The organism is Desulfonatronovibrio magnus, from assembly GCF_000934755.1.
Lineage (GTDB): Bacteria > Desulfobacterota > Desulfovibrionia > Desulfovibrionales > Desulfonatronovibrionaceae > Desulfonatronovibrio > Desulfonatronovibrio magnus.
Window position 1 is genome coordinate 1 of sequence record NZ_JYNP01000095.1, and the last position, 12,299, is coordinate 12,299.

12 protein-coding genes are annotated in these 12,299 nt (G+C 40.9%); 4 read left to right on the forward strand and 8 right to left on the reverse strand.

Annotated elements, in window-relative coordinates:
- Positions 1-47: 47 nt before the first annotated feature.
- From LZ23_RS09955 to LZ23_RS09980, 6 genes are all read right to left on the reverse strand, one after another.
- On the reverse strand, positions 48-425 hold the full coding sequence (locus LZ23_RS09955; protein WP_045213786.1) for a toxin-antitoxin system TumE family protein: 378 nt from the start codon (positions 423-425) through the stop codon (positions 48-50).
- On the reverse strand, positions 412-708 hold the full coding sequence (locus tag LZ23_RS09960; RefSeq protein ID WP_045213788.1) for a hypothetical protein: 297 nt from the start codon (positions 706-708) through the stop codon (positions 412-414). Before LZ23_RS09960 ends, LZ23_RS09955 begins: the two co-directional genes overlap by 14 nt.
- A 322-nt stretch (positions 709-1,030) precedes the next feature.
- A complete protein-coding gene (locus tag LZ23_RS09965) occupies positions 1,031-1,534 on the reverse strand; it encodes a GDP-mannose 4,6-dehydratase (protein ID WP_052507285.1) in 504 nt (167 codons plus the stop codon).
- A gap of 152 nt (positions 1,535-1,686) precedes the next feature.
- Positions 1,687-3,540: a CDP-glycerol glycerophosphotransferase family protein gene (locus tag LZ23_RS09970; RefSeq protein ID WP_045213790.1), complete on the reverse strand. Its 1,854-nt coding sequence runs from the start codon at positions 3,538-3,540 to the stop codon at positions 1,687-1,689.
- A gap of 13 nt (positions 3,541-3,553) precedes the next feature.
- Entirely contained in the window at positions 3,554-6,391 is a 2,838-nt protein-coding gene (locus LZ23_RS22565) for a glycosyltransferase (RefSeq protein WP_198145956.1), read from the reverse strand.
- Between the two features lie 13 nt (positions 6,392-6,404).
- Positions 6,405-7,190, reverse strand: a complete 786-nt coding sequence (locus LZ23_RS09980; RefSeq protein WP_084590997.1) for a phosphocholine cytidylyltransferase family protein — start codon at positions 7,188-7,190, stop codon at positions 6,405-6,407.
- A gap of 311 nt (positions 7,191-7,501) precedes the next feature.
- Between LZ23_RS09980 and LZ23_RS09985 the strand changes: the two genes are divergently transcribed.
- Positions 7,502-7,666 carry a DUF2442 domain-containing protein gene (locus tag LZ23_RS09985; RefSeq protein WP_232300460.1) on the forward strand — a complete coding sequence of 55 codons (165 nt, stop codon included), beginning with the start codon at positions 7,502-7,504 and terminating at the stop codon, positions 7,664-7,666.
- Positions 7,667-7,718: 52 nt separating this feature from the next.
- On the opposite strand, the gene LZ23_RS09990 is transcribed toward LZ23_RS09985, so the two are convergent.
- Both LZ23_RS09990 and LZ23_RS09995 read right to left on the reverse strand, forming a co-directional pair.
- Positions 7,719-9,545: a CDP-glycerol glycerophosphotransferase family protein gene (locus LZ23_RS09990; protein WP_045213792.1), complete on the reverse strand. Its 1,827-nt coding sequence runs from the start codon at positions 9,543-9,545 to the stop codon at positions 7,719-7,721.
- A 4-nt stretch (positions 9,546-9,549) separates the two neighbouring features.
- Entirely contained in the window at positions 9,550-10,455 is a 906-nt protein-coding gene (locus LZ23_RS09995; RefSeq protein WP_045213794.1) for a hypothetical protein, read from the reverse strand.
- 318 nt (positions 10,456-10,773) lie between these two features.
- On the opposite strand from LZ23_RS09995, the gene LZ23_RS10000 reads away from it, so the two are divergent.
- From LZ23_RS10000 to LZ23_RS10010, 3 genes are all read left to right on the forward strand, one after another.
- The gene (locus LZ23_RS10000) at positions 10,774-11,205 is read left to right on the forward strand and encodes a helix-turn-helix domain-containing protein (RefSeq protein WP_045213795.1); all 432 of its coding nucleotides are present in this window, start codon (positions 10,774-10,776) and stop codon (positions 11,203-11,205) included.
- A gap of 3 nt (positions 11,206-11,208) precedes the next feature.
- Positions 11,209-11,481 (forward strand): type II toxin-antitoxin system YafQ family toxin, encoded by a 273-nt coding sequence (locus tag LZ23_RS10005; RefSeq protein ID WP_045213797.1) that lies wholly within the window; start codon positions 11,209-11,211, stop codon positions 11,479-11,481.
- A gap of 293 nt (positions 11,482-11,774) precedes the next feature.
- Positions 11,775-12,080: a hypothetical protein gene (locus LZ23_RS10010; RefSeq protein WP_045213798.1), complete on the forward strand. Its 306-nt coding sequence runs from the start codon at positions 11,775-11,777 to the stop codon at positions 12,078-12,080.
- The last annotated feature ends 219 nt before the right edge of the window (positions 12,081-12,299 follow it).

A 12,299-nucleotide genomic window follows, 5' to 3' on the forward strand; every position in this document is an offset into this window, starting at 1 on the left:
CAGGGTTTCATCGGGGGTGGCCAATACTTTTTTCCTTTTGTTAACGTTCACAAGAAACTGATAACTTCATCTACAAGTTCTGAAATATCCGAAGGTGGTGCTTCAATGATCTGGTGGCCTGGCAAATGCTTATGTTCTTTAAAATGCAGTTCTGGCTTATGACGGGCATTGTCATATCGGAAGTGCAGGCTGCCATTTATGTCCTGGTATTGATATCCATAGCTGACCACCTCAATGCCGTACATTGCATCGATATATTCTTTGATATGAAGAGAGCTTCCATCGACCAGGATGACGGTCACTTTCAGCAGCGCCTGCTTTCCTGCTCTTAACTCTTGATGAAAACTGATGGAGTCCGCATATCCATAACGGTCAATTCTATCGATGGCTTCCCGAAATGCTTGTAAATATTCATGAAGGCTCATGTCTGATTCCGGTTATGACATCAATCCTGTTGATCATCGAAGTGGCCAGTTTATATTCTCCAGCCCACTCCACATACTCCATATCATGTTCCTCAAGATCTTCAGCAGCCCCTTCGATCATGAACCGCTCACTGTCAATACCGTACTTCTCTTCAAAATATTTCAAGCGTTTCTGAGACAGTTCAAGGCTATACTGCAATCTTGCCTTCTCAAGGGCCAGTACATCATTTAGTATTTCCGCTGCTTTGTCAGGTTTGTCTGTCATCAATCGTATTTCATTCATACCTTCCTCCATCGGGATGAATCTGAAAAATTCAGAGATGTACTTTTCTCAGCTTCATGCCATAATTCTTTTCTTTTTTTAGCCACCCGATCCGCTAGACGATAAGCCAGACAATGAAGGGAGACTAAAAAAATTTCCCCCGGCGACTTGCCGGTAGAAAAAAATGTCATCGCCTTTGGCGAGGCAATTTTTCCTGTGGAGAAGTCCGCCACAGAAAGTTATCCCCGTCTGCCTTTCAAGTCTGTCTTTCTTGTCTGTGGCCAATAAATTCTTGCTTATATTTCTTCCAGTCTGTTGCCACTAACTCTTTGCTTATGCTTTTTCACATCATGGACTCACAGCTTTCCGGCCTGACAAAGCCATTCTGGGCGCAAAGAGTTTCCCTGGCTGCTTCCAGCACGTCCCTGTTCATCATTTCCGAGATCATCTGGTCAAAAGTAATTTCCGGCTCCCAGCCAAGTTTTTCCCTGGCCCTGGAGGCATCCCCAAGCAAGGTATCCACTTCAGTGGGCCTGAAGTATCCAGGGTCAATGCTGATGACTCTGGTGCCAGGGGAGGGCAGGTTGATGCTCAGTTTTTTCAGATACTTTTCAAGCACAGGCGTGGGTTTAACATGCCTGATAATGCCGACTTCATCAATACCTTTGCCCTGCCATTCCAGATCAATTCCAATAAAAGCAAAAGACTTGATGCATAACTGCCTGACACTGTGCTGAATACCTGTGGCTATGACCAGGTCTTCAGGCTCATCCTGCTGGAGCATAAGCCACTGGGCCCGGACAAAGTCCAGGGCGTGCCCCCAGGCAAACTTTGCGCCTGTTACCACTTTGGAGGTGGAGCCATGCTTGATTTAATCGAAATCATCAAAGAAAAACGAAGGAAGATGAACGCATCAGGGGACAGGCAGGGAGGTCAATTCTGAAGGTATCAACTTAAGGCAGAGACAGCTTGTTGAACAAGGAAAAAAATCTCAGATTATCAGCTGAAAAGCTGATGATTTTTCTGCATAAGTTTAACAGCCTCATCCATTAATCCTTCTTTTTTGAGCATGGCAACTGCATCCATCAAGGCCTGTTTATCCCAGATAAAAAACTGTTGATCCATGGGATAAATCAAAGTGTCTAAAGCCGTCAGACTCATCAGCCCCATATTAGTTACAAGCATATCCAGGTTCTGGAGGATGTCTCCATTGAAAATTTCAGGGACAGCCTCAGTACATGCCTTTAAAACCGGTAAGGGAATCATTGCGCAGGATGAAGTAAGTCTGTCATTCACAGATGCCCTTCCTATGCACAGGTTTAAAAGGGCTGCGGACATGGACTTGCAAAGCACTGGAGGCCTGGCATCGGAAAGTACGTTATCAAATGCAGAGCGTACCAGGTTGATGTCCTGTGCAGCTTTGACCATGCCTGTTCCTTGGTTCCACAAAAAATGATTATTCAACCATTTAAGCCAGTTATCAGATAAGTACCAGCCAGGTTTCAGGATAACCCCCATGTTTCCCCTTGCCAGCGACAATGCTCTGTTGAGCTTTAGTGTTTCATTCTCAACTGCCATAATTGGAATTTTTTGTTCTTGCCAGGAAAACTTTACTGATTCACTATTGCATACAGGAAAAATTTCTATGGAATGCTGGGATGACTTGTCAGCAATTTGTCTAAGTGTTTCCTGCACAACCTTGTTATCGTCTTCCTCGTCAAGTAGCAGGAAAATCGAATAACTGTTTTTCTGTCTTGAAATATAATTTTTTTGATCAAGCCGCGAATAGATTGCTTCTCCAGCTCTTCCGGCACTTTGCCCATCCTGACCATAATCAAGTTCTTCAATATAATGCCTGCGCTGTGCACTTAGCATTTGGGAATTTTCCAGAGCCTTCTCAATTTCCTGCTGCAGCTGAGGAAATGTATCTGCCTCTTGAACCGCGTCGCGGATTTTGTATTCGATGTTGTTGGGATTGTAGTCAGGAAAGTTGATAAGTTCAGGGTTGTTAAAGAGAACAACCGGCTTATCAAGCAGCATGAACTCTACAAAGATTGAAGACACATCGCTGACCATAACATCTGCAGCATGCATCATGGAGCTATACTCATTATCTTTTAAGTATAATATGTTATCATTATTTCCAGCAATTTTTTTATACATTTCCTTCCATTCTGGTGGAGTCATGTGATGCAGTTTAATTATTAAATTTGTATCTTTGTTTACAAGTTTAACAATATTATCTTTTATTGATGGAATAGATGAAAGTTCTTTATTATAGGTTGGGGCGTATAAAAGTATTTTTTTGTCAGGATTAATGTTGTATTTAGTACAAAATTTTTCTCTATTTGATGAGTCAGGTCCAAAAAGGAGATCGGACTTGATAAATCCTGTTACTTCAATGGGTATGAAAACATTATCTTTAAGTCTTTTTTTGTGCCATGGTCCAGGGACGCACATCATCTCAGACAGATTTTCTCTTCTGATTATATTGCTTCTGCAGTAGTAAAGACCTTTACATATAAGACCATGCCCTACATTTATTACTCTACTGATGTGCGGTATTCTCAAATGGCAAACGTCCGCAACAACTGCAATTCTGGCCTGAATTTTTGATGAATCAGGACAAAAGTTTCCTTTTTTGCTGATTCTTTGTATCTCATATTCACTTAGACCTACACCCGCTTCATCCATACTTGTTGCTATGTAGGTAGGCGCTGCAAATAAAAGATCAAGATGGGGATAGTTTTTTTTAAGATAATCGTGAATGGGCTCAAGATAAGGCAGGTGCAGGCTACGCTCAGCATAAAAAAGCACATCACATTCATGGTGCAGGCAAGAAGATAAGCTCATTTTATTACCGTTTTTATTTGATATTTTGTTGCAGCAAAGAGAGTTTATGTATTCTATCCGGAGTAGGGGCTACTTTCACCAGATCTAAAAGGCATTTCTTTGCCATGTCAATTTTTTGCATGTTTATGTATAGTTCAGACAATTCATCCATGATAAGAAAATTTCTGGAGTCAAAGGGGTTAAATTGTAAAGCCAGTTTATACATTTTTACAGCATTTTTGGTGTCACCTTTTTTCTGCAGGTCTCTGGCTCTTAACCAAAAAGTGTTTTCGTTGCTGTCATGCATTATAAAGTCTTCTTCACCTGTTTCCAATTTATGATAATCAGGTCTGATTTTATCCTGATTATAGTAAAGGTGTTCATCAGATGATATTTTTCCTGACCATAATTTCAGTAAAAGGTCTTGGTTGTGTTTCATGTTGTTAAATCTGCCTGGTGTTTTGCTTTCAAAGTGATAAACTACAGATTTCGGACAGTAATAGCAAAGATAACCAGCCTGAACATACTTCAGACAAAGGTCTACATCTTCAAATCCATTTAAAAAGCGTTCATCAAACATACCCATATTCAGAAAAATATCTTTAGGTGTCAGCATACATGCGGCGCTGATAGCTTGAAACGTTCTTTCTTTGTTAACAGCAGGATGAATGGAGTGAAGTCCATTATAAATATGCCAAATGGTTTTTTGGGAGGTAAAGACAATACCTGCATGCTGTACAGTGTTGTCTTGATATAGCAATTTGGGGCTTACTGCAGCACAGTTAGGGTTTTTTAACAGGCATCTATAAAGGTTGCTCAGCCAGTTTTGGGTAACAATTGTGTCGTTGTTAAGAAATAGCATTAATTCTTTTTTAGAAGCTTTTGCCCCCTGATTACAGGCTTTGGCAAAGCCTTTGTTTGTTTTGTTGCTAATAAGCGTTATTTGGCCCTGTATATGAAGTTCCTTAAGATATGAAGATGAACCATCCGTGGAAGCATTATCAATTACAATAATTTCATGAGATTGTAGGTCTGTATGTTCAATAATTGAATTAATGCATTGTTGTGTAAGTTGCAGATTGTTAAATACAGGTATAATTATGCTTGTTGATTTTTTTTTATGGACTCCCAGATTTTTTTTGATGTGATATCTTGGAGAATTTATTTCCGCACTAAAAGGATAAACAAAGACATCAAGGGCCAGCAGTTGAACCATGCCTGATTTTCTCTGTATTTCAGATAAATTTTCCAGATAAACCTTGATGGATGAATTTTCTTCTATCGATGAATTTGCTGAGCTAAAGTTTTTTTTGCTGAACATTAAGCAGGGAGAATCAAATTTTTTGTTTAAAATGCTGGAGCCTATAAGCAATCGATTAAGCATTAATGATGTTTCAGGATAGGGCAGGTGTTTTTTTTCAGCAAAAAATTTATCCATGACAGCCTGGTATCCATTTTGTGGATGCATTGCCTGTACGATTCCAACCTTATTGTTCCAGTTGAAATGGTTATATAAAAATTTCAGCCAGCCAGGAGGAAAGGCTATGTTCGGCTTGATCACAGCAACATGCTCATGTTCTGCTTCATCAACGGCACTGTTAAACACTTTAGCGTCAGGATGCTCGCATTCAATCCATTTGGCAGCCAGTCTTGTGAGGGATGGAATTTCAGGCTTTGGTCCGGCCATAATTACTTCTAAGTCAAATCCCTGGGTAGATGCGCTGAAATTCTCCCAGAACAGCAGCAGTTCTTTTTTATCTGGCATATGATCCCAGAGTACCAGTACGGAAAATTTTACCGGAAAAGGGGATTGCAGACTTTTCAACACAGCCTGAGCAGTTCTTTTTACTGAATTCCCATCTCGCCCATAGCAAAGATCCCTGCTGAATTTTTTTCTTAACTCTGAAAGTCTGTCAGGATTTTTCAATTCTTTGTGGATCGAATTTTTCAGGGACTGAAAGTCCTTAACTACAACGCAGGCTTTTCTTGCCTCGTATTCGATATCTTCAGGGTCATAGTGAATGAAATTTTTTCTAAAGGGATTGTCTACCAGTACAATGGGCTTGTCTAAAAGCATAAATTCAACAAAGGCAGAAGACACATCACTTATGAGAAGATCAGAGGCCTTAAGACACGGGGTCAAATCCTGGTCTTCAATGAATGTGCTGCAGGGGTGTTGATCCGCCTCTGTCCTATAGTAGTTAGTCCAATTTTCATCTGTCATGCCGTGCAGCTTGATAATCAAATGGTTATCATTTCCTGCTAATTCAAAGATCCTTTCCTGGATTACAGGGATAGCAGATAATTCCGGATTATAGGTAGGTGCAAAAAGGATGAGTTTTTTTTGGGGGGCAATATTATATTCCTGACAGAACTGGTTTCTATGCAGGGCGTTTGGCCCGAAGAGTTTGTCGGATTTAATAAAACCGGTGGTTTCAATGGGGATGAACACATTTTTTCTTAATCTTTTTTTATGAATGGGACCAGGCACACAGATTAGATCAGCCAGATTTTCTCTACGAACAATTGGTCTAAATGTATAAAAACACCCCTTGCTTATCATTCCATGACCCACATTAATAATCCGACCGCAGCCTCGTAAATACATGGCAGCATTGATGTCCGAGACCAGAGTTGCATCAGGAGAAAATTCTGCAGGGTCATCTAAAAAAAATGATTTTTTAGAAAGTCTTTCTATGGTGGATGTATCCAGACCGCACCCAGGCAAATTCCTGGTGGAAGCGCGATAAGGTGGAGCACTGAAGGCAAGATTGAGATTTGGATAATTTGCCTGGAAATAATCATGTACCGGCTCAAGATATGGTAGGTGCAGATTTCTTTCGACAAAAAAAAGTATTCGTGTCTGACTCATATCCATCAGGCTGTCAGGAGCAGGCTCTTTTTATGTTTTTGGCCTCTATAAGCTCCAGTGGAAGACCGTTTTGAGAAATATTAATGTTTTTTTTACGCAAGGTTAATATGGTCTCAGCCCCGTCGCCGCTTTGAGTAAACATATTTTTGGCCTGTATCAGGTCTTCCTCAAAATCAACCTCAATGCACCTGTGGCTGGAAATATCCAGGGCCTTGAATTTTACTCCCTTTTCCAAGGCCAGCTCCATACCTTTTTCAAAATAATCATCATCACGACAATATTTAAGAGTCTGGATAAATGTCTGTATGTCATTTTTTTGAATCTTGTTCACCCCAACGGCTTCACCAAGAGGCTTACTGACCTCTTTGGAGATTTTGGCAATATAACCATTCGTATCTTCTGTATATTTAACTTCTTCAGCGCCGCATTTCTTGCGGTCCACTGCCACAGTATTGTAAGGATGTTCAACGACATTGCTGACCACCTGAGAGTCAAAAACCACATCTCCATTAACCCAGATAACATCCTCTTGAACACTTTCCAAGGCGCATAAAAGGCTTTTTGATGTGTTGGTAATGTAGTAAAAGGGGTTGTATTTGTAGAGAGCTTCCGGGTATTGCTCCATGATAAGGGTTTTTTTGAAACCTACCACCACAATTATCTCGGAAATACCGAGCTCCGTGAATATCCTGATCTGCCTGCCCAGAATAGGTTCTCCGCCGGGCATTTGGGTCAGACACTTAGGAAATGGACGGCCTAATCGACTGCCTACTCCTGCGGCAAGAATTACTGCTTTCATGGCATTACTCCAATCTTTTGGTTTTTTACAGGATGGTAGCAATAAGAGTGCCATGAGAGGGTTGGTTAAAACTATGATGAGGCTACAGGTATTTTTTGGGGAATTCAATCATGTCTTAAATGGTAAAAATAATTGTTGCGTGGTTTCGGTTGACTGTTTGCAATAGGCAAGCTAAATTTTAATAATTACATAGCAACCTTATTCTTTGGAGAAGTGGATGCTTGGCATGAATATTTCGCCTAAGTCTGTAACCATTGATAAAAGACTACTTGAGGGTTGAGCTGAATGACGGCCGTACGTTAGGTGTACCTTTGGCCTGGTTCCCGCGTCTACTTAATGCCTCCCCTGAGCATCTTAGAGATTACGAATTAACAGCAAAAGGCATACATTGGGATAAGTTGAATGAAGATATATCCATTGAAGGCTTACTGGCAGGACAGGGAGATATGACGCGTCCATATAAAGAAGTTGCCTGAATGCGGTATAAATTGTCATCAAGCTGCTCAAAATAATTCTCTGTACCCCCCCCTATGATTCAGCAAGTCCGCTCACAAGTCTGGCAATATTGCCCGAGGCATCTCCATTGTATTTGTTAGCAAAGAGCTGGTCCGTATACTTGGTCCTGATCCGAGAAAGTTTTTCAGGGTATTGCAAACATTCCTGAACAGCATCTTTTAACTGGTCAGAGCCTGTTATCTGCAAGCCTATGTCCCTCCAGGCAAAATCTATATCATTGGGATTAAAGTGTTCGTAATCCTCCCAGGTCGGATTGTTGAATAGAACCAGAGGCTTATCCAAAGCTGCAAACTCCATCATTGCCGAAGAAACATCAGAAATCATTACATCTGCTAAGGCCAGGAATTCTGTAATATCTTGTCCCGATATATATACTATACGAGGGTCTTTGTTCACCAGTTTTTGAGCCATTAATCTGTGTCTTGGCTTGCATCTGGAGTGCAGTTTTATAAGCAGCATCATCTGATCGGTCATTAAAATCTGGTCAATTTTTTCCAGTAGATAATCAAGAGATGTTAGTTCCTGGTTATAGGTAGGCGCGTATAATATATATGTGTAACTTTCAGGTAGATTGTAATGCCTGCACACTGTTTTCTTATTGATTTTGCCGTTAAAAAGATTGTCGAGTTTAGGCATTCCTGTAGCCATTACAGGACTACCTATTATGCTTTCAAGCATTTGCTGGTGATATGCACCGGGTACACATACCATGTCTGCTTTTTCTTCCTGTTTAGCCTTGATGGTGTCAGTATAATATATACCCTTGCTGAGCACGCCGTGTCCTACATGAACCATTTTGCCACATCCGTGTGGGTAATAAGAGTCGGGAAGGATGGTCACGTCTGGGAAAAATTCCTGGGGGTAAAAAGTAACATATTCCTTAAAAGCCTTTAAAAGTCTCAGATCGCCTTCTTCAAAGCCTGCAGTAAAATGTTTGTTTCTGGGCATTGCTGCAAATCCGTACATATACTCAGGATGTTTGGTTTTCATCTTTGTATATATGGGATCAAGAACAGGGATATGCATTTTGTCAAAACAGTAAAAAAGGATTCTTTTTTTGTTCTGAGGGTTTGTTTTGTTATTATTTTTTGAGGGTGAGACACTATTGTATTTCTGAATATAATGTTCAGCAATTCTGTCTATATCGTACTTAAAGCTGTCTGATAAAATATTGAGATTTTTAAATCCAAATTTTTCATGTAATTTTTTTACTCCTGATGATAATGAATCAATGTTGTCTGCTATTTTAAATATTTTTTTCAGATAGCTGGCTCGACTTTTTTTGTGATCCCTGACTGGAAACAGGAGGTGATTTTTCTTGTGATCAGGTATGTACTTATTTAAAAAACATTGAACGCACTTTTCATTATTTTCCGGACCTTTACAGTCTGGATCATCAGAAGCCAAATCACAATTTTCTTCACACAGAAACCAGAAATCGCAAAGAGTGAGAAAAACTTTTAGTCCGTAATTTTGGGCTAATTCAACAGGGGCAGCAGTTAATTCTCCTACGGTAAAAACATGCAGGATGTCGTATCTGTTTTGGATTAAAATTTTTTCAATTTTATGTTCGGCATATTTAGAACGTACAGCATCAAAAGTGAATAATCTAGGTTTGCTGTTAATTATAAATGTTTGCAGTTCAGATGCAGGTTTTTCCCTGGATAGCTTTCTACTTGTTGAGCTTGAAGGCAGGCAAAGGATATCGACCCTAAATCCGGGCTTTCTATTTATCTTTGATGCAAGTTTTTCAATAAATCGTGCATTGCAGGATTGTGGGGTATGCAGAAAGTCATGACATACAAAAAGGATATTCTTATTATGTTGTGGATTATGCATAAAGTTATGAATGTAGAGCGCTATGAACTATAATATTGAATTCTTTACTCAGAAATTTCAATGCATTCTCTTCTTTCAGAGTATATATATCTTCTTTGTCCAATGCTTTATGTCCCTTAAAGTGTTGAAAATTGTCTCTAAAATCAACATTTTTACAGCTAAAACCCATCTGTGAAATATCTCGAAACCAGCCAACACCGATATCAAGTATGTTTTCCCCGGCAAGTCTATATGCTCCAAAAGGAAAAGCCCTGCCAAAAGGCGCAGTTATTTTCCTGGCTTTCTTCAGGTTAATTAATGCGGCCCACTCATTGAGTCTGCATTCTGGTAATGGCCAGGAATTGATTCTGAACTCATGCCCGAATCTTGGTTTGTGATAGGGCCGTTTTTTTATTCCTCTGGCAGCATATATTTGCTTTAGTTCAGCCAGGCTTGGTTTATAATCCTGGTAATTATCAGGTTCGCACTTGTTTAGTTGACGAGCAGGGCAGTTCCAGCATTGGCCAATTTCACCTGCCGCGATATTATTTCCTATAGATTCAAGCAGCAGGCCTATTACGTCGCCTTTGTAGTAGCAGTCGTTGTGAGTAAGGAAAATGAATTTTTTGTCAGACTTTTCCCAGCCATACTGGTATCGGATGGAATAGCGGTAGTCCCTGTCTTTGAGTAAGTCCTTATTTGCAGTGGACCTATAAAGAAAATGCTTTGGCTGGAAATAAACGATTCTTTCTTTAAGCTCTGACAGGACCAGACTGTGGTCCACAGGCACGTACCCGGCGCGCTGAACATTCTCTTCAATGAAATAAATTTTGTCTATATGCTGTGCAGAATGTTTCAATAGACTGTACAAGGTAAGGGCGGTCTGAAAGGGCTTCTGGCAGACGTTTATGACGCAATCAATTTTTTCCATGAAGCATATTATGCACTATATGTGCCTTTATGTTTGTGGGCGGTAGAGGGGGCATTTTTAAACACACATGGGGATCTCATCCCAGCCTTTTTACCCGTTAAATGCCGAAGGCCAGCAAAGTTATCCGGTTCAATTCTTGCCCGGTAAATTGTTTTGAATTCACTTGGTTTCTTATTTCAATTGGCTGATTTCAGGGCTAATTTCACTGGCCAGCATTTTTTATTTTTTACTCCATCATTGTTTTTAATATTCAGTTTCACCTTGACAATGGTATAAAATGAGATATTTTATACTTCATTGAAATGAGAGGAAATAATTATGCAAGCACAAAAAATGGCCCACACTCAAGTTTCTATCCCAGTTGATAACCTGGAGTTGCTGACAGCTCTTGTTAATAAGCTCGGTGGACAGGTTTCGCGTGGCATACATCTTGATTCTTTTTGCGATCCCATGCCCAATGTGGAGCGTGGCGGGAACATGCTCAAAGCGTTGCGCCGTCGCGCCTGCCTTACCCAGAACGAGGTTGCAAAAGATCTTGGAATTCCTCAAAGTCATATTTCAGAGTTTGAGAGAGATAAACGCAACATTCCCTATAAACATGCATTAAAGCTTGCGAAACTTATGAATACTCTTCCAGGTCACTTCATGAAGCCAAACAGTGAAACGCTTGAGGCGATATCTGAACTGGGAAAAGGTAAAGGGGAGCGTTTCAATTCTGCTGAGAAATTGTTCGAAAACTTGGATATATAGCCTATGCCCACAACCGTTGAGTCGTCAAGATTCCGGAAAGATGTAAAGAGAATGAAAAAACGCGGCAAGGACATGGAGAAATTGAAAACGTTACTGACTCTATTAATCAACGATGTGCCCTTGCCGGACATGTACCAAGCCCATCCTCTCAAAGGCAACTGGCTCCCATTCTGGGACGCTCACATCGAGCCGGACTGGATTCTCATTTACTTGCAACAAAATGATGAATTGCTCTTAGCCAGAACCGGAACTCATGCAGATCTATTTGCATCCTAAACGAAATTGGAAAAACATCTCATTTTACACACAGTCTACTACACATCCATCTCAAAATCCTTCATTTTATCCCGAAATGCCGAAGGCCAGCAAAGTTATCCGGTTCAAGTACATATTTCACGGGAAAGTGGACAGCATTTCTTATATCTTACTCTCTTGGCTAAAGTAGCCATTATATCTACATGAAACAAGTAACAGCAAAAGAAGTCAAAAACCAGTTTGGTCAGTTTCTGGACTGAGCCCAGGGCGGGCCTGTCCGGGTCACCAAGAGAGGAAGGTCAGCAGGCGTCCTGATGTCTGAGGAGCAGCTCCAGCGCCTCCGAGGCACGGCGTGGAAGCAGTTGCAGGCGACCATGGACACCATGAGACTCGAAGCAAAGGCCAAAGGCTTAACCGAAGAAGTCCTTAACGACTCCTCGCTGATGAAAGCTAAACGTTTTGTCGTTGACTCCCTCCTGCTCAGGCATTGGCTGTCCATCTCATCAACACCTCGTGATGAACCAGCCTATGGGAAAAATTATGTCTTGGCCCTGGACGCCCCCTGTTTTATGTGTCATCCAAGCTGTCCAGAAAAATATTTGGACAATTTGAAGTCTTGATTTACAATTTATCCGCTCCCGCGGTATTGGATCAGAAATGTTGGCGCGGTATCGGGTCCCAGCCCCGATGAAACCCTGCTACCCAGGAACGCTTCGCGTTGCTTGCCTTGTGAAATGTTTACCCCATGAAATACTGCCCATGGCAGTCCAGCTGTGCTGGATTTCATTGGGGGACAAGGTCTTAGCGCAGCGGATTTCACTGAGTTTCATCGGGGTGGC